General features: G+C 62.3%; 38 protein-coding genes. 35 read left to right on the top strand and 3 right to left on the bottom strand.

The window, feature by feature from the left end:
* Window position 1 precedes the first annotated feature (1 nt).
* From rplB to Q0Y42_RS09570, 25 genes are all read left to right on the top strand, one after another.
* Window positions 2–838: a 50S ribosomal protein L2 gene (gene rplB / locus Q0Y42_RS09690; protein ID WP_297803030.1), complete on the top strand. Its 837-nt coding sequence runs from the start codon at window positions 2–4 to the stop codon at window positions 836–838.
* Window positions 839–840: 2 nt separating this feature from the next.
* Window positions 841–1,119, top strand: coding sequence for a 30S ribosomal protein S19 (gene rpsS, locus Q0Y42_RS09685; RefSeq protein WP_297803026.1), 279 nt, complete (start codon window positions 841–843; stop codon window positions 1,117–1,119).
* A 3-nt stretch (window positions 1,120–1,122) separates the two neighbouring features.
* Window positions 1,123–1,503, top strand: a complete 381-nt coding sequence (gene rplV, locus Q0Y42_RS09680) for a 50S ribosomal protein L22 (protein ID WP_292054545.1) — start codon at window positions 1,123–1,125, stop codon at window positions 1,501–1,503.
* Window positions 1,503–2,249 (top strand): 30S ribosomal protein S3, encoded by a 747-nt coding sequence (gene rpsC, locus Q0Y42_RS09675; protein ID WP_292054549.1) that lies wholly within the window; start codon window positions 1,503–1,505, stop codon window positions 2,247–2,249. The genes rplV and rpsC overlap by 1 nt, the downstream gene beginning before the upstream one ends.
* A gap of 7 nt (window positions 2,250–2,256) precedes the next feature.
* On the top strand, window positions 2,257–2,694 hold the full coding sequence (gene rplP, locus Q0Y42_RS09670) for a 50S ribosomal protein L16 (protein ID WP_297803022.1): 438 nt from the start codon (window positions 2,257–2,259) through the stop codon (window positions 2,692–2,694).
* The gene (gene rpmC, locus Q0Y42_RS09665) at window positions 2,694–2,888 is read left to right on the top strand and encodes a 50S ribosomal protein L29 (protein ID WP_242914278.1); all 195 of its coding nucleotides are present in this window, start codon (window positions 2,694–2,696) and stop codon (window positions 2,886–2,888) included. The genes rplP and rpmC overlap by 1 nt, the downstream gene beginning before the upstream one ends.
* 10 nt (window positions 2,889–2,898) lie before the next feature.
* Window positions 2,899–3,141 carry a 30S ribosomal protein S17 gene (gene rpsQ, locus Q0Y42_RS09660; protein ID WP_292043435.1) on the top strand — a complete coding sequence of 81 codons (243 nt, stop codon included), beginning with the start codon at window positions 2,899–2,901 and terminating at the stop codon, window positions 3,139–3,141.
* A gap of 18 nt (window positions 3,142–3,159) precedes the next feature.
* Window positions 3,160–3,528 carry a 50S ribosomal protein L14 gene (rplN, locus tag Q0Y42_RS09655; protein ID WP_167178083.1) on the top strand — a complete coding sequence of 123 codons (369 nt, stop codon included), beginning with the start codon at window positions 3,160–3,162 and terminating at the stop codon, window positions 3,526–3,528.
* 2 nt (window positions 3,529–3,530) lie between these two features.
* Window positions 3,531–3,839 (top strand): 50S ribosomal protein L24, encoded by a 309-nt coding sequence (gene rplX / locus Q0Y42_RS09650; RefSeq protein ID WP_292054555.1) that lies wholly within the window; start codon window positions 3,531–3,533, stop codon window positions 3,837–3,839.
* Entirely contained in the window at window positions 3,839–4,396 is a 558-nt protein-coding gene (gene rplE / locus Q0Y42_RS09645) for a 50S ribosomal protein L5 (RefSeq protein ID WP_297803011.1), read from the top strand. Before rplX ends, rplE begins: the two co-directional genes overlap by 1 nt.
* Window positions 4,397–4,415: 19 nt before the next feature.
* On the top strand, window positions 4,416–4,721 hold the full coding sequence (gene rpsN / locus Q0Y42_RS09640; protein WP_292054560.1) for a 30S ribosomal protein S14: 306 nt from the start codon (window positions 4,416–4,418) through the stop codon (window positions 4,719–4,721).
* 15 nt (window positions 4,722–4,736) lie between these two features.
* The gene (gene rpsH, locus Q0Y42_RS09635; RefSeq protein WP_292054562.1) at window positions 4,737–5,135 is read left to right on the top strand and encodes a 30S ribosomal protein S8; all 399 of its coding nucleotides are present in this window, start codon (window positions 4,737–4,739) and stop codon (window positions 5,133–5,135) included.
* A gap of 1 nt (window position 5,136) precedes the next feature.
* Complete coding sequence (gene rplF, locus Q0Y42_RS09630; protein ID WP_297803007.1) at window positions 5,137–5,670, top strand: 50S ribosomal protein L6; 534 nt, start codon at window positions 5,137–5,139, stop codon at window positions 5,668–5,670.
* A gap of 3 nt (window positions 5,671–5,673) precedes the next feature.
* Window positions 5,674–6,030, top strand: a complete 357-nt coding sequence (rplR, locus tag Q0Y42_RS09625; RefSeq protein ID WP_297803004.1) for a 50S ribosomal protein L18 — start codon at window positions 5,674–5,676, stop codon at window positions 6,028–6,030.
* 13 nt (window positions 6,031–6,043) lie between these two features.
* Window positions 6,044–6,643, top strand: a complete 600-nt coding sequence (gene rpsE / locus Q0Y42_RS09620; RefSeq protein ID WP_297803001.1) for a 30S ribosomal protein S5 — start codon at window positions 6,044–6,046, stop codon at window positions 6,641–6,643.
* Window positions 6,644–6,646: 3 nt separating this feature from the next.
* On the top strand, window positions 6,647–6,841 hold the full coding sequence (rpmD, locus tag Q0Y42_RS09615) for a 50S ribosomal protein L30 (RefSeq protein WP_297802998.1): 195 nt from the start codon (window positions 6,647–6,649) through the stop codon (window positions 6,839–6,841).
* A gap of 219 nt (window positions 6,842–7,060) precedes the next feature.
* Window positions 7,061–7,654 (top strand): 50S ribosomal protein L15, encoded by a 594-nt coding sequence (gene rplO, locus Q0Y42_RS09610; protein ID WP_366108290.1) that lies wholly within the window; start codon window positions 7,061–7,063, stop codon window positions 7,652–7,654.
* Window positions 7,655–7,800: 146 nt separating this feature from the next.
* Complete coding sequence (gene secY, locus Q0Y42_RS09605; RefSeq protein WP_297802995.1) at window positions 7,801–9,180, top strand: preprotein translocase subunit SecY; 1,380 nt, start codon at window positions 7,801–7,803, stop codon at window positions 9,178–9,180.
* A gap of 27 nt (window positions 9,181–9,207) precedes the next feature.
* The gene (locus Q0Y42_RS09600) at window positions 9,208–9,768 is read left to right on the top strand and encodes an adenylate kinase (protein WP_297802992.1); all 561 of its coding nucleotides are present in this window, start codon (window positions 9,208–9,210) and stop codon (window positions 9,766–9,768) included.
* A gap of 98 nt (window positions 9,769–9,866) precedes the next feature.
* Window positions 9,867–10,604 carry a TonB family protein gene (locus Q0Y42_RS09595; protein WP_297802989.1) on the top strand — a complete coding sequence of 246 codons (738 nt, stop codon included), beginning with the start codon at window positions 9,867–9,869 and terminating at the stop codon, window positions 10,602–10,604.
* 153 nt (window positions 10,605–10,757) lie between these two features.
* On the top strand, window positions 10,758–11,126 hold the full coding sequence (rpsM, locus tag Q0Y42_RS09590) for a 30S ribosomal protein S13 (protein ID WP_292054577.1): 369 nt from the start codon (window positions 10,758–10,760) through the stop codon (window positions 11,124–11,126).
* A 16-nt stretch (window positions 11,127–11,142) separates the two neighbouring features.
* Window positions 11,143–11,532, top strand: coding sequence for a 30S ribosomal protein S11 (gene rpsK / locus Q0Y42_RS09585; protein ID WP_242914264.1), 390 nt, complete (start codon window positions 11,143–11,145; stop codon window positions 11,530–11,532).
* Window positions 11,533–11,617: 85 nt separating this feature from the next.
* Window positions 11,618–12,637 (top strand): DNA-directed RNA polymerase subunit alpha, encoded by a 1,020-nt coding sequence (locus Q0Y42_RS09580; RefSeq protein ID WP_242914263.1) that lies wholly within the window; start codon window positions 11,618–11,620, stop codon window positions 12,635–12,637.
* A 120-nt stretch (window positions 12,638–12,757) separates the two neighbouring features.
* Complete coding sequence (gene rplQ / locus Q0Y42_RS09575; protein WP_292054581.1) at window positions 12,758–13,174, top strand: 50S ribosomal protein L17; 417 nt, start codon at window positions 12,758–12,760, stop codon at window positions 13,172–13,174.
* 107 nt (window positions 13,175–13,281) lie between these two features.
* On the top strand, window positions 13,282–13,755 hold the full coding sequence (locus tag Q0Y42_RS09570; protein ID WP_297802981.1) for a GNAT family N-acetyltransferase: 474 nt from the start codon (window positions 13,282–13,284) through the stop codon (window positions 13,753–13,755).
* 9 nt (window positions 13,756–13,764) lie between these two features.
* Here the strand turns inward: Q0Y42_RS09570 and Q0Y42_RS09565 are convergent, their stop codons facing one another.
* Window positions 13,765–14,613 carry a hypothetical protein gene (locus Q0Y42_RS09565; RefSeq protein WP_297802978.1) on the bottom strand — a complete coding sequence of 283 codons (849 nt, stop codon included), beginning with the start codon at window positions 14,611–14,613 and terminating at the stop codon, window positions 13,765–13,767.
* A complete protein-coding gene (locus Q0Y42_RS09560) occupies window positions 14,603–15,535 on the bottom strand; it encodes an ABC transporter ATP-binding protein (RefSeq protein ID WP_297802975.1) in 933 nt (310 codons plus the stop codon). Before Q0Y42_RS09560 ends, Q0Y42_RS09565 begins: the two co-directional genes overlap by 11 nt.
* 116 nt (window positions 15,536–15,651) lie before the next feature.
* Between Q0Y42_RS09560 and Q0Y42_RS09555 the strand changes: the two genes are divergently transcribed.
* From Q0Y42_RS09555 to Q0Y42_RS09525, 7 genes are all read left to right on the top strand, one after another.
* The gene (locus Q0Y42_RS09555; protein WP_297802972.1) at window positions 15,652–16,929 is read left to right on the top strand and encodes an ectonucleotide pyrophosphatase/phosphodiesterase; all 1,278 of its coding nucleotides are present in this window, start codon (window positions 15,652–15,654) and stop codon (window positions 16,927–16,929) included.
* A gap of 218 nt (window positions 16,930–17,147) precedes the next feature.
* Window positions 17,148–18,527, top strand: coding sequence for a trypsin-like peptidase domain-containing protein (locus Q0Y42_RS09550; RefSeq protein ID WP_297802969.1), 1,380 nt, complete (start codon window positions 17,148–17,150; stop codon window positions 18,525–18,527).
* Window positions 18,528–18,580: 53 nt separating this feature from the next.
* A complete protein-coding gene (locus Q0Y42_RS09545; RefSeq protein WP_297802966.1) occupies window positions 18,581–19,927 on the top strand; it encodes a replication-associated recombination protein A in 1,347 nt (448 codons plus the stop codon).
* Window positions 19,928–20,029: 102 nt separating this feature from the next.
* Window positions 20,030–20,419 carry a VOC family protein gene (locus tag Q0Y42_RS09540; RefSeq protein WP_297802963.1) on the top strand — a complete coding sequence of 130 codons (390 nt, stop codon included), beginning with the start codon at window positions 20,030–20,032 and terminating at the stop codon, window positions 20,417–20,419.
* Between the two features lie 66 nt (window positions 20,420–20,485).
* A complete protein-coding gene (locus Q0Y42_RS09535) occupies window positions 20,486–20,917 on the top strand; it encodes a hypothetical protein (protein ID WP_297802960.1) in 432 nt (143 codons plus the stop codon).
* Window positions 20,918–20,957: 40 nt separating this feature from the next.
* Window positions 20,958–21,683: an RluA family pseudouridine synthase gene (locus Q0Y42_RS09530; RefSeq protein ID WP_297802957.1), complete on the top strand. Its 726-nt coding sequence runs from the start codon at window positions 20,958–20,960 to the stop codon at window positions 21,681–21,683.
* Window positions 21,684–21,768: 85 nt separating this feature from the next.
* The gene (locus Q0Y42_RS09525) at window positions 21,769–22,281 is read left to right on the top strand and encodes a hypothetical protein (protein WP_297802954.1); all 513 of its coding nucleotides are present in this window, start codon (window positions 21,769–21,771) and stop codon (window positions 22,279–22,281) included.
* A 5-nt stretch (window positions 22,282–22,286) separates the two neighbouring features.
* On the opposite strand, the gene Q0Y42_RS09520 is transcribed toward Q0Y42_RS09525, so the two are convergent.
* Window positions 22,287–22,727 (bottom strand): DUF2214 family protein, encoded by a 441-nt coding sequence (locus Q0Y42_RS09520; protein WP_297802951.1) that lies wholly within the window; start codon window positions 22,725–22,727, stop codon window positions 22,287–22,289.
* A gap of 144 nt (window positions 22,728–22,871) precedes the next feature.
* On the opposite strand from Q0Y42_RS09520, the gene crcB reads away from it, so the two are divergent.
* The 3 genes from crcB to Q0Y42_RS09505 all read left to right on the top strand — a co-directional run.
* Window positions 22,872–23,258: a fluoride efflux transporter CrcB gene (crcB, locus tag Q0Y42_RS09515; RefSeq protein ID WP_297802948.1), complete on the top strand. Its 387-nt coding sequence runs from the start codon at window positions 22,872–22,874 to the stop codon at window positions 23,256–23,258.
* Window positions 23,255–24,250, top strand: a complete 996-nt coding sequence (locus tag Q0Y42_RS09510) for an RluA family pseudouridine synthase (RefSeq protein WP_297802945.1) — start codon at window positions 23,255–23,257, stop codon at window positions 24,248–24,250. The genes crcB and Q0Y42_RS09510 overlap by 4 nt, the downstream gene beginning before the upstream one ends.
* Before the next feature lie 25 nt (window positions 24,251–24,275).
* Window positions 24,276–24,944, top strand: a 669-nt coding sequence (locus Q0Y42_RS09505; RefSeq protein WP_297802942.1) for a tetratricopeptide repeat protein, incomplete at its 3' end; no start/stop codon positions are given.

Genomic DNA, 24,944 nt, shown 5'->3' with positions numbered 1-24,944 from the left:
GATGGCTCTGAAGCATTACAATCCGACGTCGCCGGGCCGCCGCGCCCTGGTGCTGGTTGACCGTTCCGAGCTGCACAAAGGCCGTCCGGAAAAGTCGCTGACCGAAGGCCTGACCAAGTCGGGCGGTCGCGGTCAAGGTGGTCGTGTTGCTGTCCGCTTCCGCGGCGGTGGCGCTAAGACCCTGTACCGTAAGATCGACTTCAAGCGTCGTAAGTTCGACGCTATCGGCACCGTTGAGCGCCTGGAGTACGATCCGAACCGTACGGCTTTCATCGCCCTGGTGACCTACGCCGACGGTGAGAAGACCTACATCATTGCTCCGCAACGCCTGAAGGCTGGCGACACCATCGTCGCCGGTGAAAAGGTTGACGTGAAGCCGGGCAACGCCATGCCGCTGCGCTCGATCCCTGTCGGCACCATCATCCACAACGTGGAAATGAAGCCGGGCAAGGGTGCTCAGCTGGCTCGTTCGGCTGGTGCTTACGCTCAGCTGGTCGGCCGCGACCAAGGCTACGCTCAAATCCGTCTGGGTTCGGGTGAACTGCGTATGGTTCTGGATGGCTGCATGGCTACCGTTGGTGCCGTGTCCAACCCGGACCACATGAACCAAAACCTCGGTAAGGCTGGCCGCAAGCGTCACATGGGCTGGCGTCCGCACGTCCGCGGTGTTGCCATGAACCCGATCGACCACCCGCACGGTGGTGGTGAAGGTCGTACCTCGGGCGGTCGTACTCCGGTTACGCCGTGGGGTAAGGACACCAAGGGTACCCGTACTCGCAAGAACAAGGCCACGGACAAGTACATTATCCGTAGCCGTCACGTGAAGAAGGCTCGCTAAGAATGGCCCGCTCCTCCTGGAAAGGCCCGTTTGTCGACGGGTATCTGCTCAAGAAGGCCGACGCCGCTCAATCGTCGGGCCGCAACGATGTGATCAAGACCTGGTCGCGTCGCTCCACCATCCTGCCGCAGTTCGTCGGTCTGACCTTTGGCGTTTACAACGGCCAGAAGCACGTTCCGGTCTCCGTCTCGGAAGAGATGGTTGGCATGAAGTTCGGCGAGTTCGCGCCGACCCGTAACTTCCCGGGTCACGCTGCGGACAAGAAGGCCAAGAGGAAATAATCCATGGCCCAGACCAAGAACACCCGTCGTGTTGCTGCGAACGAAGCCCGCGCTAAGCTGGTCAACGTTCGCATCAGCCCTCAAAAGCTGAACCTGGTGGCCGCCTCGATCCGCGGCCTGCCGGTGCAAAAGGCTCTGAACGAGCTCGAGTTCAGCCGCAAGCGCATCGCCATCGACGTTCGCAAGGCCCTGTATTCGGCCATCTCGAACGCCGAGAACAACCACAACCTCGACATCGACAACCTGGTCGTTGCCGAAGCTTATGTTGGTAAGAACCTGGTGATGAAGCGTTTTGCGAGCCGCGCTCGTGGTCGCTCGTCGCGCATTCTGAAACCGTTCAGCGAACTCACCATCGTGGTTCGTGAAGCAGGTGAGGCCGCCTAATGGGTCAGAAAATCAATCCGATCGGTCTGCGCCTCGGCGTGAACCGCACGTGGGACAGCCGCTGGTTCGCCGGCGGTGCTGACTACGCCAAACTGCTGCACCAAGACCTGAAGCTGCGCGCGTGGCTGAAGGAACGCCTGTCGGCCGCTGGCGTCGCTCGTGTCATCATCGAGCGCCCGCACAAGAAGTGCCGCGTGACGATCTACGCCGCCCGTCCGGGCGTCGTGATCGGCAAGAAGGGCGCTGACATCGACAAGCTGCGCAAGGACATTGCGGCTCGTACCGAAGGCGAAGTTCACCTGAACATCGTCGAAGTCCGTAAGCCGGAAACCGACGCTCAGCTGATCGCTGAAAACATCGCTCAGCAACTGGAACGCCGCGTGGCTTTCCGTCGCGCTATGAAGCGTTCGATGCAATCGGCCATGCGTCTCGGCGCTAAGGGCGTTCGTATCAACGTTTCGGGCCGTCTCGGCGGTGCTGAAATCGCTCGTATGGAATGGTACCGTGAAGGTCGCGTTCCGCTTCACACCCTGCGTGCTGACATCGACTACGGCTTCTATGAAGCCAAGACGACCTACGGCATCATCGGCGTGAAGGTCTGGGTCTTTAAGGGTGAAGTGCTCGAGCACGACCCGATGGCTCAGGACAAGCGTTGGGCCCAGGAAGCCTCGGGTCCGTCGTCCAACGAAGGCCGTGAACGTGGTCCCCGCGGTGATCGCGGTCAGCGTCGCGGTCGTGAGGGCTGATTAGACCATGCTGCAACCTAAAAAGACCAAATACCGTAAGGCCTTTAAGGGCCGCATCAGCGGTTCGTCGAAGGGCGGCTTCTCGCTGAACTTCGGTTCGTACGGCCTGAAGGCAATGGAGCCGGAACGCATCACTGCTCGTCAGATCGAAGCGTGCCGTCGTGCCGTCACCCGCCACATGAAGCGTCAAGGCCGCGTGTGGATCCGTATCTTCCCGGACCTGCCGGTCACCGGCAAGCCTGCCGAAGTCCGTATGGGTAAGGGTAAGGGCGCCGTGGATTACTGGGCCGCTCGCGTGGCTCCGGGCCGCATCATGTTCGAAATCGACGGCGTGCCGGACGATATCGCTCGTGAAGCTCTGCGTCTCGGCGCAGCCAAGCTGCCGATCCGTACCAAGGTGGTCACCCGCCTGGATGCCGGCATCGTAATGGAGCAAGCCGCATAATGACCAAGATCGCTGATCTCCGGTCGCAAACCGTCGACCAACTGTCCGAAGAGCTGCTGAAGCTCAAGAAGGAACAGTTCAACCTGCGCTTCCAAGCGGCTACCGGCCAAATGGAAAAAACCCACCGCGTGGGTGAAGTGCGCAAAGATATCGCTCGCATCTCCACGCTTCTGCGTGAGAAGCGCGCTTCGTAAGGAAACGAATATGCCCAAGCGAATTCTCGAAGGCGTGGTCGTGTCCGACAAGGGCGACAAAACCGTCGTGGTCAAGGTGGAGCGCACGCTGCTCCACCCGGTTCTGAAGAAGACGGTTCGTCTTTCGAAGAAATATCACGCGCACGACGAAGCCAATGCCCTCAAGGTCGGCGACGTCGCTCGCATCGTCGAGTGCGCCCCCAAGTCCAAACTGAAGCGCTGGGAAGTCCTTTCCCCGGCTTCGGCCTCGTAATCAGAAGGATCTGATCTTATGATCCAGATGCAAACTAACCTGGAAGTGGCCGATAACTCGGGCGCCCGCCGGGTCATGTGCATCAAGGTGCTCGGCGGTTCTAAGCGCCGCTACGCCTCGATCGGCGACACCATCGTCGCCTCTGTGAAGGAAGCAATCCCGCGCGGTCGCGTTAAGAAGGGTGATGTCGTTCGCGCCATCGTCGTTCGCACCGCTAAGGACATCCAACGCAAAGACGGTTCGGTCATCCGCTTTGACAAGTCGGCTGCTGTCATCGTCAACAAGTCCAACGAGCCGGTTGGCACCCGTATCTTCGGCCCGGTTCCGCGTGAGCTTCGCGCTAAGAACCACATGAAGATCATCTCGCTGGCTCCGGAGGTCCTGTAACCATGGCTGCCAAGATCAAGAAGGGCGACAACGTTGTCGTCCTGACCGGCAAGGATAAGGGCCGCACCGGCAAGGTGCTCAAGGTCCTCCCGGCCGAGAACCGCGTCGTCGTTGAAGGTATCAACATGGTTCAGCGCCACACGCGCCCGACCCAAGCTGATCCGCAAGGCGGCATCAAGAACAAGGAAGCCTCGCTGCACCTGTCGAACGTCGCCATTGTCGACGCTAACGGCAAGGCAACCCGCGTCGGCTTCAAGGTTGAAGGTGACCAAAAGGTCCGCTTCGCCAAGACGACCGGAGACGTCATCTGATGGCTACCGAGAAGTACACCCCGCGCCTGAAGGCCGAATACGTTGAACGTATCCGTTCGGTCATGAAGGAAAAGTTCGGTTACACGAACGAAATGCAGGTCCCCAAGCTGGACAAGATCGTCCTGAACATGGGTATCGGTGAAGCTGTTGCTGACTCCAAGAAGGCTACTGCAGCCCTCAAGGATCTGACGGCTATCGCTGGTCAGAAGGCCGTTGCCACCAAGGCCCGTAACTCGATCGCAGGCTTCAAGCTGCGTGAAGGTATGGTCATCGGCGGTAAGGTCACCCTGCGTGGCGACCAAATGTACGAGTTCCTGGACCGGTTCATCACGATCGCGCTGCCGCGCGTGAAGGATTTCCGTGGCCTCAAGGGCACCTCGTTCGACGGTCGTGGCAACTACGCCACTGGTCTGAAGGAGCACATCGTGTTCCCGGAGATCAACTACGACCAGATCGACCAGATGTGGGGCATGGACATCGTCGTTTGCACCACGGCCAAGACCGATGAGGAAGCCAAGGCTCTCCTCACCGAGTTCAAGTTCCCGTTCGTGAACTGATCGGGAAAGGGAAAGAACAATGGCTAAGAAAAGCGCCGTAAACCGTAACGAAGCCGTCAAGGCTCTGGTTGCGAAGTATGCCGCGAAGCGTGAAGCCCTGAAGGCGATCGCTAACGACGAAAGCCTGCCGCTGGAGGAGCGCTTCGAAGCTCGCCTCAAGCTGGCAGCCCTGCCGCGTAACTCCGCTCCGACCCGTATTCGCAACCGTTGCGAAGTCACGGGCCGTCCGCGGGCTTACTACCGCAAGCTCAAGATGAGCCGTGTCGCCCTGCGCGAACTGGGCAACCTGGGTCAAATCCCGGGCCTGACCAAGTCGAGCTGGTAAGGGGAGCGAACAGTTATGATGATCAACGATCCCCTGAGCGATATGATCGCTCGCATCAAGAACGCTGCGACCCGCAAGCGTTCGAAGGTGCTCACCCCGGCTTCCCGCCTGCGTCAGCGCGTCCTCGACGTGCTGCAGTCGGAAGGCTATATCCGCGGCTACAACCTGGTTCAAAACCCGGGTGAGTTCCCGCAGTTCGAGATCGAGCTCAAGTACTTCGACGGCCAGCCGGTGATCGCAGAGATCGCTCGCGTGTCGAAGCCGGGCCGTCGCGTCTATTCGGCCATCGGCGATCTGAAGCCGGTCAAGAATGGTCTCGGCATCTCGATCCTTTCGACTTCGAAGGGCGTTATGTCTGACGCCGCTGCCCGCGACGCTAACGTCGGCGGCGAAGTCCTGTGCAGGGTCTACTGATATGTCTCGTATCGGCAAGAAAACCATCACCGTGCCGAAGGGCGTGACTCTCACGCTCAACGGCCAGGACATCACCGTGAAGGGTCCGAAGGGCGAACTGTCCTGGACCGTGGCCGAAGAAATCGAGGTCAAGCAGGAAGGCGACGAGCTGACCCTGACCCCGCGTTCGGAAAGCCAACGCGCCAAGGCTATGTGGGGCCTGTCGCGCACTCTGGTCGCCAACATGGTGACCGGCGTGACCGACGGCTTCGAGAAGACCCTGGAACTGGTCGGCGTGGGTTACCGCGCCGCCCTGAAGGGCAACGCTCTGTCGCTGCAACTGGGCTTCTCCCACGACGTGGACATCGCTCCGCCGGCTGGCATCACCTTCGCTGTGCCGAAGCAAACCGAGATCAAGATCTCGGGCATCGACAAGCAAGCCGTTGGTGAAATCGCCGCAGTCATCCGCAAGCTGCGTCCGCCGGAGCCCTATAAGGGCAAGGGTGTGCGTTATCAGGGCGAGACCGTCCGACGCAAGGAAGGCAAGAAGAAGTAAGTCATGGCTCTTTCTCTTCAACAACAAGCCAAGCGTCGCGCAGAGCGCAACCGTCGTCGTCTGCGTGCAGTCGCCAACGGCCGTCTGCGTCTGTCGGTCTACCGTTCGGACAAGAACATCTCGGCACAGATCATCGACGACTCGAAGGGCATCACTGTCGCTTCGGCCTCGTCGCTGGAAGGTGGCAAGGGTTCCAAGGGCTCGGACGTCGCAGCCGCTGCCAAGATTGGCAAGCTGATCGCCGAACGTGCCATCGAAAAGGGCATCAAAGATGTCGTTTTCGACCGCGGTGGCTACATCTATCACGGCCGGGTCAAGGCGCTGGCGGAAGCCGCGCGCGAAGCCGGTCTGAACTTCTAAGGGAACGACAGACATGGCTCGTGAACCCCAACGCGGCGGCGGCGATCGCAATCGTCGTGACCGCAACGCTCCGGCAGTAGACGCTGCTGAAAGCGACATCATCGAGAAACTGGTCCACATCAACCGCGTGGCCGCAACCGTGAAGGGCGGCCGTCGTTTCTCGTTCGCAGCCCTGATGGTTGTGGGCGACGGCAAGGGTCGTGTGGGCTTCGGTCATGGCAAGGCACGTGAAGTGCCGGAAGCCATCCGCAAGGCGACCGAAGAAGCCAAGAAGACGATGATCCGCGTTCCGCTGCGCGAAAACCGCACCCTGCACCACGACGGCAACGGCCGTTGGGGCGCTGGCAAGATCATGATGCGCGCTGCCCCTCCAGGCACCGGCGTGATCGCAGGTGGTCCGATGCGTGCCGTCCTCGAAACCCTCGGCGTCCAAGACGTCGTTGGTAAGTCGACCGGCTCGTCGAACCCCTACAACATGATCCGCGCTACCTTCGAAGCTCTGAAGGTCCAGTCGTCGCCGCGTCAAGTTGCTGCCAAGCGCGGCAAGAAGGTCGCCGACCTGATGGGCCGCCGCAACGATGGTGCTTCGGCACCGGAATCTGTGGAGGGCTAATCGATGGCCAAGAGCGAAAAGAAGACCGTGACCGTTCGTCAGGTTGGCTCGCCGATCCGCCGCAAGGCTGATCAACGCGCTACCCTCGTCGGTCTGGGCCTGAACCAAATCGGCCGTGAGGTCACCCTGGAAGATACCCCGGCTATCCGTGGTATGATTGCCAAGGTCGCCCACATGGTTGAAGTGGTCGAAGGCTAAAAACGCTAAGACGCCCTCCCTCGGAAACGGGGGAGGGCGTTTTACTTTCCGGCCGCTGTTTGCGGCGAAAGTCGCAGTACGCCGATAAGCGTAAGTACGTTTGCATCTTGCGATGCATGTCCGGGTCGCCTATGAGCGACCCTTCGTTTTTTAAACGCCGAGTCAGTCGTGGTGTGTCCGCACATCCCGCTGGCGCTAGCACCCGAAAGGATCAGGCACATGAAACTGAATGAAATCCGCGACAACCAAGGCGCAACCAAGGCTCGTCTGCGTGTCGGCCGTGGCCCGGGTTCGGGCAAGGGCAAGACCGCTGGCCGTGGTGTCAAGGGTCAGAAGTCGCGTTCGGGCGTCGCCATTGGCGGCTTCGAAGGCGGCCAAATGCCGCTGTACATGCGTATGCCGAAGCGTGGCTTCAATAACGCCAACGCTCTGAAGCTGGCTGAAGTCAACCTGTGGCGCATCCAAGAAGCCATCGACGCTGGCAAGCTGGACGCCAAGGCTGAAATCAACGGTGCCGCTCTGGTCGCCGCTGGTGTCATCCGTCGCGAAAAGGACGGCGTTCGCGTCCTGGGTGAAGGCGAACTGAAGGCCAAGCTGAACCTGGTCGTCTGGTCGGCAACCTCGGGCGCCATCAAGGCTATCGAAGCTGCTGGCGGCAAGGTCGAGCAACAGCGTATCGAAGCTGAAGCCAAGGCTGCTGCCCGCGTTGCCAAGCGCGAAGCTGCCAAGGGCAAGGCTCCGGAAGCCAAGGCTCCGAAGGGCGACGCCAACAAGATCTCGGCCCGCGCCAAGCGCACGGCTGCCAAGGCCTAAGACTGCTGTCGTCATCCCGTTTCCCCCAGTTAAATGGGGGAATTTCGGGATCTTCCGAACAAGGGATGACGATTTTTCGAAAGCGGCTCTCGCATGGGGGCCGCTTTCACCTTATCTGACGACATGAATAGTCGTGGGGAAAGCTTATGGCTTCGGCCGCTGAACAACTCGCAGCAAATATGAACATGGGCTCGTTCGCCAAGGCGACCGAGCTGCACAAGCGCCTGCTGTTCACGCTGGGCGCCCTGCTGGTCTATCGCTTGGGCACCTATGTGCCGATCCCGGGTATCAACTCGGCTGCCTTCCTGCAGTTCTTCCAGAACCCGGAAGGTCAGCGCGGCATCCTGGACATGTTCAACATGTTCTCGGGTGGCGCGGTCGAGCGTATGGCTGTCTTCGCCCTCAACGTGATGCCCTATATCTCGGCGTCGATCATCGTCCAGCTGATGGGCGCGGTCTATCCGCCGTGGGAAAAGCTGAAGAAAGAGGGCGGTGAATCCGGCCGTAAGCAGCTGAACCAGTACACCCGTTACCTCACTGTGATCCTCGCTCTGGCCCAGTCCTTCGGTATCGCCGTCGGCCTGAACGCCTCGCAGGGTCTGGTCGATGCTCCGGGCCTGTTCTTCATCGCCACCACGGTTGTCACCCTGACGGGCGGCACCATGTTCCTGATGTGGCTGGGTGAGCAGGTGACGGCGCGCGGTGTCGGTAACGGTATCTCGCTGATCATCTTCGCTGGTATCGTCGCTGTCCTGCCGGGCACCATTGCCCGTCTGCTGGGTCTGGCCCAGCAAGGCCAGATGTCGGCCTTCGCCCTTCTGGGTCTGGCGATCCTGGCGGTTGCGACCGTCATGTTCATCGTCTTCATGGAACGCGCCCAGCGCCGTCTTCTGATCCAGTATCCGAAGCGTCAGGAAGGCAACCGCGTGACCGGTGGCGAACGTTCGTTCCTGCCGCTGAAGGTGAACACCGCCGGCGTCATTCCGGCCATCTTCGCCTCGTCGCTGCTGATGCTGCCGACCACGGTCGCCCAGTTCACCGCAACGGCCAACCTGCCGGAGTGGATGTCCTGGCTGCCGATGGTTACGGCCCAGCTGACGCACGGTAAGCCGGTGTTCATGGTGCTGTACGCAGCCCTGATCATCTTCTTCTGCTTCTTCTACACCTCGATCACCTTCAACCCTGAAGAGACGGCCGAGAACCTGCGCAAATACGGTGGCTTCCTGCCGGGCATCCGTCCGGGCAAGCGCACGGCGGACTATCTGGACTATGTCCTGACCCGCCTGACCGTAATCGGCGCGGCCTACATCACCGCCGTCTGCCTGCTGCCGGAGTTCATGGTCGCGGGTATGGGTAACGCCATGTACTTTGGTGGTACTTCGATCCTGATCGTGGTTTCGGTTACGATGGATACCGTGGCACAGATCCAGTCCCACCTGCTGGCTCACCAGTATGAGGGTCTGATCAAGAAGGCTAAGCTGCGCGGCCGTGGTGGTCGTGGCGGTACGCCGGTTGTGCGTCGCTAAGGTTCAGGTGCTGGGGATAATCTGACTATGAATCTGATCCTTTTCGGACCGCCGGCTGCCGGCAAGGGCACGCAGGCGAAACGCCTCGTTGAAACCCGTGGCATGGTACAGCTCTCGACCGGCGATATGCTGCGTGCAGCGATCGCGTCGGGCTCGGAGCTGGGCCTCAAGGTCAAGGACGTGCTGGCTCGTGGTGACCTGGTCACCGACGAGATCGTCATTGCCCTGATCGAAGCCCGACTGCCGGAAGCCGAGGCCGCTGGCGGTGCCATCTTCGATGGCTTCCCGCGTACGGTGGCTCAAGCTGAAGCTCTGGACGCCATGCTGGCCAAGCGTGGTAGCCAGATCGACGCCGTGGTCCGCCTCAAGGTGGATGACGCCGCTCTGACCGAACGCATCACCAAGCGTTTTGAAGATCAGGGCCGTGCCGACGACAATCCTGAGACCTTCAAGGATCGTCTGGCTGTCTACAACGCCAACACGGCTCCGCTGCTTCCTTATTACGAAGCGCAGGGCAAGCTGACGGAAGTGGACGGCATGGGTGACATCGCCACGGTGGCTGCGGCCATCGACGCGGCTCTCGCCTAAGACGTTCAGCCGGCCTTCAGGCTCGGTAAAGCAGATTAAGGGTCGATGCTCCGGCATCGGCCCTTTTTCTTTGTCCCGCGCGTTAAGATCGGATGCCGTTGACCGAACCCACACATAGCCATGCCCGCGCCACCCGCCGCCGGTGGGCGAGGGCGGGTGCGATTGCCGTGGTGGTCGGGCTGCATCTGGGCGCAGGGCTGTTGCTGGGGCGCTGGACGGCGCAAAGCGTGCCGTTCGAGACTGTGCCCGCAATATTGGTCGATCTGGTGCCGCCAACCGTCACCTCGCCCCCTCCGCCACCGCCGCCGCCTCCGGTAGAGCCGAGCGTCAGTGAAGGCGGCGGAGCGCCCGCATCGACGTCTGCTGTCCGCATTCCGCCACCGCGCCCCAATCCGCCACCGCCCGAGGTGACCGCACCGCCAACCCCGACGCCCGATCCGCCCTTGGTCATCGGTGTGGCAGAAGAAGCAACCCCCACACCCGGCATGGGGCAGGGCGGCGAAGGTACGGGGACGGGTAGAGGGCAGGGCAGTGGCTCCGGCGACGGTTCGGGGTCCGGCCCGCGCATCATCCGTGGCCCAAGTCAGGCGGAACTGAGGGCCCTTCATCCGCGCGACGCTTTTCGCCGTCGCCAAGGCGGGGCGGTACAGCTGGCCTGTAGACTCGGGGCCGACGGGCTGCTGACCCGTTGCCGAGTCACAAATGAGTCGCCCCAAGGTCAGGAATTCGGCACAGCGGCCCTTGCGGCCGCGCGATATTTCCGCTTTCGTCCTGCGGTCCGCGATGGCCGCCCCATCGACGGTGCAGAAATCAGCGTCGGGGTTGAATGGCCTTAGGAAACTTTCTGTTAATCTCTCTTTCCCGGCAGCAAGCGTTGACGGGACGGGAATCCCATGTATAAGGGCGGTCTTCCGCGAAGGGCGCACACGTTCCAGGTTTGTTAACCGGAACGATTTTTGCGTCTGACTAACGCGTACCTGGAGAATTTCGTGGCCCGTATCGCTGGCGTCAACATTCCGACCAACAAGCGCGTTGAAATCGCGCTTCAGTACATTCACGGCATTGGCGCGCACACCGCCAAGGAAATCACTGCGAAGGTAGGCATCGAGCCGGCCCGTCGCGTGAACCAACTTTCCGATGCCGAAATCCTGCAAATCCGTGAAACCATCGACCGTGATTACACCGTCGAGGGCGACCTGCGTCGCGAAACCTCGATGAGCATCAAGCGTCTGATGGATCTGGCCTGCTATCGCGGCCTGCGTCACCGTAAGGGCCTGCCGGTCCGCGGTCAGCGCACGCACACGAACGCTCGTACCCGCAAGGGTCCGGCCAAGCCGATCGCCGGCAAGAAGAAGTAAGAGAGAGGCCTGAGCTATGGCTAAGGAACCGGGTCGCGTAAAGCGCCGCGAACGTAAGAACATCACCTCGGGCGTCGCCCACGTGAATGCCTCTTTCAACAACACCATGATCACGATCACCGATGCCCAAGGCAACGCGATCTCGTGGTCGTCGGCTGGTCACATGGGCTTCAAGGGTTCGCGTAAGTCGACCCCGTACGCCGCCCAGATGGCTGCTGAGGATGCTGGCAAGAAGGCTGCTGAACACGGCGTCAAGACCCTCGAAGTCAACGTCTCGGGTCCGGGGTCGGGCCGTGAGTCGGCGCTGCGCGCACTGCAAGCTGTTGGCATGACGATCACCACCATCCGTGACGTCACCCCGATGCCGCACAACGGCTGCCGTCCGCCCAAGCGTCGTCGCGTCTAATCGCCGCCTGACTCTTTTTTCTGCTGACCCCTACTAGCCTGAGTGCACACAGGTGGGGTCAGTGAAACCCGTTCGAGGGACACTTATGATCGAAAGAAACTGGCAAGAGCTGATCCGTCCCGAGAAGCCCCAGGTCGAGGCCGGCTCTGACCCGCAACGTAAAGCGCGTCTGGTTGCCGAACCCCTCGAGCGCGGCTTCGGTGTGACGCTCGGCAACGCGCTTCGCCGCGTTCTGCTGTCCTCGCTTCAGGGCGCAGCAGTCACCGCCATCCAGATCGACGGCGTTGTCCACGAGTTCTCCTCGCTGGAAGGCGTTCGTGAGGACGTTGTCGACATCGTCCTGAACATCAAGCAACTGGCTCTCCGCATGCATGCGGAAGGTCCGAAGCGCATGACCCTGCGCGCCACCGGTCCCGGTGTCGTGACCGCCGGTCAGATCGACGTCCCGGCTGATATCGAGGTCCTGAATCCGGATCACGTTATCTGCACGCTCGACGACGGTGCTTCGATCCGCATGGAACTGACCGTCCAGAACGGTAAGGGCTATGTCGCAGCCGAGTTCAATCGTCCGGAAGACGCCCCGATCGGCCTGATCGCGGTTGATGCCCTTTACTCGCCGGTCAAGCGCGTTGCCTATCGCGTCGAGCCGACCCGTCAAGGTCAGTCGCTGGACTATGACAAGCTGATCCTCGAGATCGAGACGAACGGTGCGGTTTCGCCGGTTGACGCAGCAGCTTTCGCTGCTCGCATCCTGCAAGACCAACTGCAGATCTTCATCACCTTCGAAGAGCCGACCAAGGCTGTCGAGCAGTCGGACGGTAAGCCCGACCTGCCGTTCAACCCGGCCCTGCTGAAGAAGGTGGACGAACTGGAACTGTCGGTTCGTTCGGCCAACTGCCTGAAGAACGACAACATCGTCTACATCGGCGACCTGATCCAGAAGACCGAGGGCGAAATGCTTCGCACCCCGAACTTCGGCCGCAAGTCGCTGAACGAGATCAAGGAAGTGCTGGCGACCATGGGCCTGAGCCTCGGCATGGATGTGCCGAACTGGCCGCCGGAAAACATCGAAGACCTGGCCAAGAAGTTCGACGACCAGATCTGATCATCAACCCTCCGCCCAGGTCCCGCGTTGGATCGGTTGGGGCGGTTAGAATGAGAGGCCCTAGGTCCTAGCCCACAAAGAGTTCGGGCAGGAAACCAGGGTTGAGTAGGAGAGACCCCGATGCGCCACGGCGCCGCCTATCGCAAGCTCGGCCGTACGGTCAGCCACCGCCAGGCCATGTTCGCCAACATGGCTGCTTCGCTGATCAAGCACGAGCAAATCACCACGACCCTGCCGAAGGCGAAGGAACTGCGTCCCTTCGTTGAGAAGCTGGTCACCCTCGCCAAGCGCGGCGACCTGCACGCTCGTCGTCAGGCCATCAGCGCAGTTCGTGATGTGCCGCAAGTCGGCAAGCTGTTCGACACCCTGGCTGCTCGCTATGCAGACCGCCAAGGTGGCTACATCCGCATCATGAAGGCCGGCTTCCGTCACGGCGACAACGCCCCGATGGCAGTCATCGAGTTCGTCGATCGCGACGTCTCGGCCAAGGGCAAGGACTCCGGTCCGGTTGTCGAGATCGAAGGCGACGAAGCTTAATCTTCGTTTCCTGATCTGAACGATCAAAAAGGGCGGTCGGCTTTCGAGCTGGCCGCCCTTTTTCTTTGCCGTCTTGAAACTCGCCGAACGGCGCGACATAGGGGCATATGGCCAAGCCTCAGTACCGCGTCGTCCGCTATCAACCCCAGCACGCCCAAGCTTGGCGTGATCTGAATACCGCCTGGATCATGGAGGGCGGCTTTACGCTGGAGCCCAAGGACCATCTGGTGCTCAATGATCCGCAAGGCACCATTCTGGATGTCGGCGGGCACATCTTCATTGTCGAGCAGGAGGGGGCAGAGCCGGTCGGCTGCTGCGCGCTGATGCCGATGGAGGATGGCGGTTTCGAGCTGGCCAAGATGACGGTGTCGCCGCAAGCGCGTGGGGCAGGGCTGTCGCGGATGCTGATGGATGCAGCCGAGGCGGCCGCGCGAGAGGCCAAGGCACCGCGCCTGTACCTTGAAACCAACTCGGGACTGGCACCGGCCCTGCGGCTCTATGAGAGTGCTGGCTTTGACTATCTGCCAAAGCGCGACACCCCCTATGCGCGGGCCGATGTCTTTATGGAAAAGCGGCTCTAAACCGGGCCGCTATTCCTTGTTGATGTCCTGACGGTTGAACAGCCAGACGGACAGGGCCAGCGGGCCGACCAGCCACAGGATCAAGCCCACGAGCGCCCTGAAGACCTGAGCGCCGCTGACATTGGCACCGGTCAGTGCGGCCTGCAGCAGGTCATGCGCCCCTGCAGGGAACAGCAGCAGCATGCGCCACGATCCCGGCTCCCAGCCCATGGCCATCATCATTCGCTCGACCATGAAGGTTCCCGCGCTGACGGCAACGGCGGCGATCAAGCCGCCGAACATCGACCGTGTGATGATGGAGGCGAGCAGGGCGAGGAAGGCCACCTGAACCGTCCGTATCCAGCCGACGCCGATCATCAGCAGCGTATTGCCGGCCAGCTTCATCGAGCCGCCCACGGTGATGGCGCGGTTCTCGATGGAGGCCGAGATGATCTGGCCGATGATCTCGAGGATCAGATGCAGGGCGATGGGGATGATCGCCAGAATGGCAATCGTTGCGGCCTTGCCGAGGATCAGGTTGGAGCGGCTGTTTCGCGGACGCAGAAGTCGCCAGCTTTCCCAGCGGTAGTCACTGGCCGAGATCACCGCAGCCGCAATCAGGAAGAAGGCCAACAGGTTGATCCCCGCCACACCCGACGCCTGATTGGCCAAGGCAGGCAGGAGTGCCAGCGGCGTATCCGGTGCCATCAACTCTGGCGGCAGTTCACCGCGCGCTTTTTCCAGCGTATTGAGGATGAACTGGCGCTGGACCACGCCCGCAATCGCCGAGGCGACGGGCACAACCAGCAGGCCCCAGATCCAAACCGTATTGTTGCGCGAAAAGCGATACAGCTCCGAGCGGATGGCATCAGTCAGCATGGCCGGCCTCCGTCGTTGTGGACTCGGTTGCGAGCGGATCGGGCGCACTGGTCTGGGCGATAAAGATGGCCTCCAGATCGGCCCCGACCCATCGCGCCTCCATAATATCCACGTTGCTCGTGACCAGATGGCGGATCAGGGCGGCGGTGTCCTGACGTCGGACATTCACCAGCACAGCCTCACCGACGATGTGCCCCGCATCGCCTACGATATCCAGCACCTTGGACAGCGGAGAGGCGACCAGATGCAGATGCTCGGTGTTCTCCGACAGTTCGCTGACGCTGCCCTCGGCGGCCAGTTTGCCACGGTTCATAATGGCCACGCGGTCGCACAGTTTTTGAACTTCGTTCAACTGGTGGCTGGCCAGAATGACGGTGACGCCGTCATCGTCGGCCAGACTGCGGATAAGGCCGCGCATTTCGGTGATGCCGGGCGGGTCCATGCCGCTGGTGGGTTCATCCAGAATGACGAGGTCGGGGCGGGTCATCAGGGCTGCCGCCACCCCCAGCCGTTGCATCATGCCAACGGAAAAGCCGCCGACACGGCGCTCTGCCGCCTCGGTCAGGCCGACGCGGTCCAGCCAATAGGCGACATCCACCTCGGCCCGCATGCCGTGGGCGGTCGCCAGCCACGTCAGGCTTTCCTGCGCGGTCAGATAGGCAGGATAGCGCGGCGTCTCGATCATCGAGCCCATGCGCCGCAAGGTGGGCGAGTGGGCGAGGGGATAGTCCAGCACCGTGCCGCGCCCGCTGGTCGGTTCGATCAGGCCCAGAAGGATGCGGAAGAGCGTGGACTTGCCCGCACCGTTCGGACCCAGAATTCCATAGACGCCGCCCTTGGGAATATCGAGTGACAGGCCATCCAAAGCCGTGACGGACCCAAAGGATTTGCTCAGCTGCTCAGTTGAAATAACGGCGTTCATAATGCGAGATTGTCCGCATATTCACAGACCGGCAAGCTGATTCCTTAAGCGATACCTGTCGCATCTCTGTTACGTATCCGGCATAGCTTGTGGTCAAGTGAGTACTTGGGGGCTGTATGATACAGACTGGTTTGTTTTCCCGCTTGGTGGCCGGCACCGCATTGGGTGCGTGTCTGGCTCTGGGAGCCTGTGCTTCGGTCGGTGCGCCGGATGCGGCGACCGCTTCGCCTGCAGCCCAAAGCCAGGCTGTCGCGGCCCTGCCTGAAACCGTCATCCTGATCTCGATTGATGGTTTCCGCGCCGAATATCTGCAGCGTGGACTGACGCCGCATCTGTCGCAGATGGCGGCTGAAGGCACGTCCACGCCGATGAAGGCGTCCTTCCCGACGGTGACCTTCCCCAACCACTATACGCTGGTGACGGGTCTTCATCCGGACCATCACGGTCTGGTCGGCAACAATATCCGCGACCCCGAACTGGGCTCGTTCTCGCTGGGCAATCGCGCGGCAGTGACGGACCGTCGCTGGTGGGACGGTGGCGAGCCGATTTGGGTCACGGCGGAAAATCAGGGTGTGATCACCGGCACCATGTTCTGGCCGGGCTCGGAAGCCGATGTCCGCGGCGTACGCCCGACGCACTGGGCTGTGTTTGATCAGTCGATGGGCGGGGATGCCCGCGTGGATCGTCTGCTGTCGTGGCTGGACCTGCCGAAGGAGCAGCGCCCGCGCCTGACCACCCTCTATTTCGATCTGGTGGACACTATGGGCCACCACCACGGCCCTAACTCGCCGCAGGTCGAAGACGCCCTTCGCCAAACCGACGCCTCTATCGGGCGTCTGATGGATGGCCTGAAGGCGCGCGGCATTGCCGACAAGACGGTCGTCATCGTGGTGTCGGATCACGGCATGGCGGCAACCTCGCCGGACCGTGTGACCTATCTGGATGACATGATGGACGTCTCGGCCATCGAGGTCGTCTATTCCGGCCCTGTTGCCATGATCAACGCCGCCGCAGGCCGCGACGCCGAGGTCGAGGCCGCTCTGGTGGGCAAGCACGAACAGATGGAATGCTGGCGCAAGGCCAACGTCCCTGCGCGTCTGGCCTTTGGCACTCATCCGCGTGTGTCGGACTTTGTCTGTCTGGCATCGCCGAACTGGCTGGTGGGGACGCGCAACCGCGCTGTCACCCGTCCGGGCGGCGCGCATGGCTATGACAATGAACTGGCCGATATGAAGGCGATCTTCATCGCCACGGGGCCGAACATCGTGCGTGGCGCGTCGCTGCCCAATATGGACAGCGTTGACGTCCAGCCGCTGCTGGGCCGCCTGCTGGGGATCGAGGTTCCCAAGACGGACGGCAATCCGGAAGACACGCTGGCCCTGACGGTCCGCTAAATCGATCCGATAACAATCAGGCGGGCGTCCCCAACGGGCCGCCCGCTTTTTTGTGCGCCGAGGAACGCTATCGGCTGCAAGTGGTTGAAATGGGCCGGATCATCGCCAAATCTGGTTTGAACACCTTTGCTCTTTGGCAAGGGCCTCGCCATTTTCATGACCAAATACCAGTGCCGAATGGCGTTCTCCTAAATTCAAGACTGCGAACACGGGATAAGATGAAGACATCACACCTTGCCATTGCCGCTGCACTCATGGTTGCGGCGTGCGGTCAGTCCCAACCTACCAAGGCGCAAGAGGGCGTATTCTCCGAAACCCAGCCGCGCATCGCCCCCACCGATGCGGGCGCGATGAAGACCAGCTTTGCTCCTGTGGTTCGCATTGCGGCCCCCGCCGTCGTCAACATCGCCGCGCGTGGCGTGCAGCAGGGGCGTGATCCCTTCTGGGGCATTCCGACCTCGCGCCAGACGGGCTCGATCGGCTCGGGCGTGATTGTGCGGGCCGATGGTCTGGTGGTGACCAACGCCCACGTCGTCAAGGACATGCGTGAAATCCGCGTCACCCTGAATGACCGCCGCGAATTCCCCGCCCGCGTGCTTCTGGCCGACGAGCGTTCGGACATTGCCGTGCTTCAGCTTGAGGATGTGCAGGGCGAGCTTCCGGTGATCCGCATCGACGATCAGGAAGAACAACAGGTCGGCGATCTGGTGCTGGCCATCGGTAACCCGTTTGGCGTGGGCCAGACGGTGACCAACGGCATCATCTCGGCCCTGAACCGTACCGATACGGGCATCAGTGACGCAGGCTCTTTCATCCAGACCGACGCGCCAATCAACCCCGGTAACTCGGGCGGGGCGCTGGTGGACATGGATGGCGAGCTGATCGGCATCAACACCGCCATCTTCAGCCGCAGCGGCGGTGCCTCGGGCGTCGGCTTTGCCGTGCCTGCGGCCATGGTACGCCGTGTTCTGGATTCCGCTACGGGTGGCGAGACCCGCGTGGTTCGTCCGTGGCTGGGCGTGAAGGGCGAGGCCGTTAGCGCCGACATGGCCCGCAGCCTTGGGCTGGAACGTCCGCAAGGTCTGATGGTCACCAACCTCTATGACGGCGGTCCGGGTGCACGCGCCGGTATCGAGGAAGGCGACGTGATCATCGCCATCGACGGTGCAGAGGTGAACGATCAGGGCGGCCTGAACTATCGCATCGGCACCAAACAGCCGAACGACACCGTGGCTGTGACCTTGCTGCGCGACGGTCGCCGCATGTCGGTGAACGCCCGCGTGACCCAGCTTCCGGGTGAGGCCGATATCGGCAAGGGCGAGGTCGTGGGGCAGGGCGCTCTGACCGGTCTGTCGGGCATGGCGCTCAATCCGGCGCGTGCGGACCGCATGGGCGGTGATCCGTTCACCACCGGCGTCTTCGTGACGGCCATCCAGCGCGGCAGCATCGCCCATCGCATTGGCCTGCGTCCCAATGACGTGATTGTCTCGCTGGACGGACGTGCGGTCACTTCGGTTGCAGCCCTCAACCGTGCGGCGCGTGGCTCGGAGATCGTGATTGTACGCGGCGGTCGCCAGCTGAACGGTCGTATCCCCTAAGCTCGCGCCTCTAATCAGGTGAAATCGGATGCCGGACGGCTTATGGATGGGTCATGAGTGATCTGTTCGAAGCCGCCGGCATCCATCCCCCTGACGCGCCTCTGGCCGACCGTCTGCGTCCGACCACGCTCGACGAGGTGGTGGGGCAGGACCATCTGCTGGGTGAAGGCGGGCCGATCCGGCGCATGACCGAGGCGGGCCGTCTGGGCTCCATGATCCTTTGGGGGCCGCCCGGCACAGGAAAGACCACTATAGCCCGTCTGCTGGCCAAGGCCGCGGGCTATGAATACATGCAGATTAGCGCCGTGTTTTCCGGCGTGGCCGATCTGAAGAAGGCGTTCGAACAGGCGAGGGCGATCCGTGCCTCGGGCCGTTCGGTCTTGCTGTTTGTGGATGAAATCCACCGCTTCAACCGCGCCCAGCAGGATGGCTTCTTGCCCTTTGTCGAGGCGGGGATTGTCACCCTTGTCGGCGCAACGACGGAAAACCCCAGTTTCGAGCTAAACGGCGCATTGCTGTCGCGTTCGCAGGTCTATGTGCTGAAGCGACTGGACGATGCAGCGATGGAAAAGCTGCTCCAGCGGGCCGAGGCCTATACGGGCAAGCCGCTGCCGCTGCTGCCCGAAGCGCGCGAGGCACTGTTCACCATGGCGGATGGCGATGGACGCTATCTGCTGACCATGGTCGAGGTGCTGTTCAATCTGGCCGAGGGCGAGCAGCTGGACGTGCAGGGCATGGCCAACATCCTGCAGAAACGCGCCCCTGCCTACGACAAGAGCCGCGAAGAGCACTACAACCTGATCTCGGCCCTGCATAAGTCCGTGCGGGGATCGGATGTGGATGCGGCGCTGTACTGGTTCGCGCGGATGCTGCACGGGGGCGAGGATCCGTTGTTCATCGCGCGGCGTCTGGTCCGCATGGCGGTGGAGGACATTGGCGAGGCGGACCCGCTGTCCATCCTCGTGGCCAACGCCGCCAAGGATACCTATGACTTCCTCGGCTCCCCCGAGGGGGAACTGGCCCTGGCGCAGTGCGTGGTCCATCTGGCCACGGCACCGAAGTCCATCGGCGTCTATCAGGCCTATAAGGCGGCGCGAAAGGCAGCGGCTGAAACCGGCTCGCTGATCCCGCCCGCCCATATCCGCAATGCCCCGACCAAGCTGATGAAGGAGCTGGGCTACGGGAAGGGCTATCAGTACGATCCCGACACGCCCGAGGGCTTTTCCGGCGACAACTTCTTCCCCGACGGCATGCCCCGCCAGAGCTTCTATCGCCCGAAAGGCGAGGGGCATGAGGAGAAGGTCAAGATGCGTATGGAACGCTGGGCCCAGATGCGCGCCCGTATTCAGGCACAAAAGGCCGGATCGGGATCGGATGACGATGACTGGGGCATCCAATAGCTCTCGTAATGTGACGCGAATTTAGGGGGCGCTTGCCCTTGTTTTGGACTTCGCACGGCATAGCTGCGGCCTATCAATGATATGTCGCAAGGAGAGAGCCGGATGAAGCTGAACCAAGTCACCGTCGAGGTATCGGACATCCCCCGCGCCAAGGCCTTTTATCAGGCGCTGGGTCTGAAGATGATCGTGTCCAGCGACCACTATGCCCGCTTCATCTGTCCGGGCGAGGACGAGGACCTGTGCTCGACCTTTTCGATCCATATCGCCGATCAGGTGCGGCCCAATATGGGCGGCGTCTATTTCGAGTGCGTCGATCTGGACGCGCGGGTGGCGGCGTTGAAGGCCGCGGGCTTCGCCTTTGACAATGATCCGGTCGATCAGGACTGGAACTGGCGCGAGGCGTGGCTGCGCGATCCGGACGGCAACCGCATCTGCCTGTATTTCGCGGGGGTGAACCGCACCAACCCGCCGTGGCGCGTGGCCGGCAGTTAAGTCCATTGCCAAGGGGGCGCTGCCTGCCATACTGAAGCTGCACTTCAAGGGCTGGGAGCCAAACCTATGAACGGCAACGTAAAAGCACCGTGGCATCTGTGGGCCGTGGGCGTCATCACCCTGCTGTGGAACGGCTTTGGCGCGTCCCAGTGGTATATGCAGGTGATGAAGGTCCGCAGCTATTATGCGGATATGACGCTGGAACAGGTCCAGTTCATTCAGGCCCAGCCGGTGTGGGTTGAAATCGTGTTCGGCGTCGGCGTCTGGACGGGTGTTCTGGGGGCGCTGATGCTGCTGCTGCGTCGCAAGCTGGCGTTCAACGCCTTTGTCGCCAGCCTGATCGCCGTGCTGGCCAACACTGTCTACATGCAGGTGCTAACCAATGGCCGCGAGCTGTTCGGCGTCGGCACCCTGTATGCCGCGATTGCCGTGATCGTGGTGGCGGCAGCCTCTGCGGCCTATGCCCATTTCGCCCGTTCGCGCGGCATTATCCGCTAATCCAATCGACCATTCGGGGGGACTGGGCTAAGAGCGCGCGATGACCAAGCGCCAGCCCCTAGACCTGCCCCCCGAAGACGTCGCCTTCATGCGTTCGCTGGTCCTGTTTCAGGACTCGCATGTGATGGTGGTGAACAAGCCCGCGGGGCTGTCCAGTCAGGGCGGGCGCATTCAGGCCCATACGCTGGATGACCTGCTGTGGGCGTTCAAACGCTCGAACGGCAAACGCCCCGAACTGGTGCACCGCCTTGACCGCGATACCTCGGGCGTCATCCTGATCGCCAAGACCAAGCCCGCCGCCAGCTTCCTCGGCAAGGCGATGCAGGCGCGCAAATTCCAGAAGACCTATCGCGCTATCCTCTCTTCCGCCCCCGAGCCGAAGCAGGGGTTGATCGAGGCCGCCCTGCGCCGCGAGGAGATCGGGCGCGAGGCCTATATGCGCGTCGTCGCCGATGACGCCGAGGGCGCGCAGGCGTCCCAAAGTCGTTACCGCACCCTGTCGGCCAATGAAGAAGGCGCGGTGGTCGAGCTGGAGCCGCTGACCGGACGCATGCACCAGCTGCGCGTCCACATGGCCCATATCGGTCGCCCGCTGGTGGGCGATGTGCGTTACGGCGGGGCGCTGACCTTTGCGGGGCGCGGTGCGCCGCGCCTGATGCTGCACGCGGCCAAGCTGACCTTTCCCCACCCCGAGGGCGGCCGTATGACCATCGAGGCCCCCGAGCCGCAGGATTTTGCCGACCTCAGGGCGGCGGCGGGGCTGTAAGGCTTCATCGGCGGTTCAGACTGGGCGCGGAACAATGGCGGCTGTAATCCGCTGAATCCGCGCAATCTGTTCGGGAGTGACCGCCATGACGTCTGTCTTTTCAAAAAAGGCCCTGACCGCATCCATGCTGGCGGCCTCGGCGCTGGCCCTGACGGCCTGTGCCAGCCTGTCGCCGTATGGTCCCCAGACCGCAGCGAGGGGGCAGGGCTATGCCGAGCAGCAGATCGAGAGCAACCGTTTCCGCGTGACCTATAATGGCGTCGGCTCGGCAGGACCGGTGTTTGACCGCGCCCTTTATCGTGCGGCGCAACTGACGTCCGAGCGGGGTTACGACTGGTTCGAGGTCACCCAACGCTGGATCGACGGTCGCCCTGACAGTGCGGGTGGTGTGCGCCCCAACGTGTCGATCGGTGCGGGCGGTGGCCGCTATGGCGGCTGGTCCGCCTCGGGCGTTGGCGTGGGTGTCGGCCTGAACTTCAGTGGTCCGTCACCGACCTCGACCACGCTGGAGATCGTTATGGGCCGTGGTCCCAAGCCCGATCACCCCGAAGCCTATTCGGCGCGCGGCGTGATGGAGGCCATTGGTCACCGCCTTTAAAGCCGTCAGAACGGCCAGCGCGCCATCGCTGCCGCAAAGATGAACAACAGGCAGACCAGCGCCAGTTCAATCACAATGAACTGGCGTGACACGGCCAGTTCCTTATCGGGCGGCGTGTAACTTCTGTCGCGCGCATGGGCACGTTCCCACCGGATGAACAGCAAGGTGGGCCGGATAGACAGCAGTCCGATCAGGACGAAGGTGGCCATCTTGGCCCAGAAGAAGGGGTTGCCCTGATAAAAGGCCCAACCCTTCTCGCCCCAGAGTACGCGGCAGATGCCGATGACGAGCATGAAGCCGGAGCCCATGCCGACGCCCTTGTCCAGCTTTCCGAGCGCGGCGAGCGGTAAAGGCGATTGTTGCAGCAGAAATCCCTGTCGCGAGACCATGACGATCAGGCCCAGCAGGGTCAGGTGGTGAAGCGACGCGAGTAACAGGGACAGCATGGCTTAACCCTCTCTTCGTGACGGCCTTTACAGCCGGTGCGTGCATAGAATGTCGCGTTTTCGCTTTTCGGTAAATGCGACGTGCGCGTATCGCGCTTTCCTTGTCCGCTTCGCAAAGCTTTCGGAACGGGGTAAGCCGCAGGGATGAACCCTTTTCTGATGGTGGCGGCGGGCGGTGCTCTGGGAGCCATGGCGCGCTATGCGACAGGCTTGGCCATGGTGCGCGCCTTTGGCAGCGGTGGATGGCCGTGGGGAACCTTTGCGGTGAACCTTGTCGGCGGCCTGTTGATCGGGCTGGTCACAGGCTGGATCGCGCTGAAATCGCAGGGAACGAGCGAAGCCGTTCGCCTTTTCGCCGTTGTCGGGGTATTGGGCGGGTTCACGACCTTTTCGGCGTTTTCGCTGGAACTGGTTCAAATGCTCGAGCGCCGCGAGATGGCCATGGCCGCCGGATATGCGCTCGCTTCAGTTTTTCTTTCGGTGGTCGCCGTGTTTGTCGGCTTGATCATCATGCGTAAGGTTTTCGGATGAGCCGCGAAGTTCAGATCCTGTATGTAGCCGAGGCCGAGGACGGCATCCGTCTGGACCGCTGGTTCAAGCGCCGCTGGCCGCACCTGTCACACATTCAGGTCCAGAAGATGTGCCGCGCGGGCAATATCCGCGTGGACGGCAGCCGCATCAAACCCGAAGAGCGCCTGACCGCCGGTGCCGCCGTGCGCGTGCCGCCGATTCCCGAGCCTGTCGAGCGCGTACCGGGTGAAAAGCCCAAGATCAGCGAGCGCGACGTGGCCTATGCCAAGTCGCTGGTGCTGTACGAAGACGACATGGTGATCGCCATCAACAAGCCGGCCGGTCTGGCGGTTCAGGGCGGTACCAAGACGACCAAGCACGTCGACCGTCTGCTGTCGGCCTGGGGCGAGGGGATGGAGCGTCCGCGCCTTGTCCACCGTCTGGACCGCGATACCTCGGGTGTGCTGCTGCTGGGCAAGGGGCCGGAAGCGGCCAAGCGTCTGGCGGGGGCCTTCGCCCGCCGTCACGCCAAAAAGACCTATTGGGCCATCGTCATCGGCAACCCCAAGCCGTCGGCGGGCCAGATCGACATGCCGCTGAAGAAGTCGGGCATCAACGACTTCGAGATCATGCGTCCAGCCGATCCCAAGGAGCACGGCGCGGAATCCGCCGAGACCGCCTATGTGACCGTCAGCCGCGCCGCGCACCGCGCCGCATGGATGGCGCTGCGTCCGTTCACGGGCCGGACCCACCAACTGCGTGCCCACATGGCGGGCATCGGCCACCCGATCCTTGGTGATCCCAAATACGGCAATGACCAGTCGAAAGAGCTGTCGGGCACGCTGAAGCTTCAGCTTCACGCCCGCCGGATCGAGCTGGACCATCCTGGCGGTGGCAAGCTGATCGTCGAGGCCCCGCTGTCGCCGGAAATGAAGGCGGGCTTTGCCCACTTCGGCTTCTCGGAAGACGAGGCGGACGAGGACATCTTCCACAACGTCAAACGCATCCGGTAATCTGCGGACATCTTCGGGGGAGGGTATGGCAGTGATTACCGGCATGACGGCGGAACAGCGCGCGCAACGGGCACAGGCACTGGCGCGCGACGACCGCTTTCGCGAGGCGCTGGCGCTGGTCCGCGCCGCGCCTGCCGATCAGAAGGCCCGATTTGCCGATTTCGAGATCGGCCTTTTGAAGGCCAGCCAAAGCTATGACGAGCTGATTGCCCTGCGTGAGGCGCAGGTGAAGGCCACGCCAAACTCTATGGTGGCCTATCACAATCTAGCCTCCAGTCTTGGGGATGCGGGCCGCCACGCCGAGGCCGAGGTTGCCGCCCGCAAGGCCCTGTCTTTGGGTGGCAATGCGCCGGAGACGTGGCTGGTGCTGGGTCGCTCGCTACAGGCGCTGGGCAGGGCGGAGGAGTCGCTTGCCGCCTATCGCGGGGCTATCGAGCGCCGCGCGGGCTATGTCGATGCCGTCAATGAACTGGCCCAGCAAATCTGGATGTCCGGTGGTGCGGTCGAACAGGCGCGTCAGCCGTTCGAGCAGGCACTGGCGCAGTTCCCGACAAACACGGCCCTGTTACGCGCCTTGGCGGTATTCAACGCCTATGTCGGGATGGCTCCCGACGCCGTTCACGACGATCTGGTCCGCCGCGCGCAACAGGCGCGGGTGCGCGATGCAGGTGTAGAGGTGGCCGCCTCCCATCTG

The organism is uncultured Brevundimonas sp. (assembly GCF_947305955.1).
Classification (GTDB): domain Bacteria; phylum Pseudomonadota; class Alphaproteobacteria; order Caulobacterales; family Caulobacteraceae; genus Brevundimonas.
This window is presented reverse-complemented; position numbering and strand designations above follow the sequence as displayed.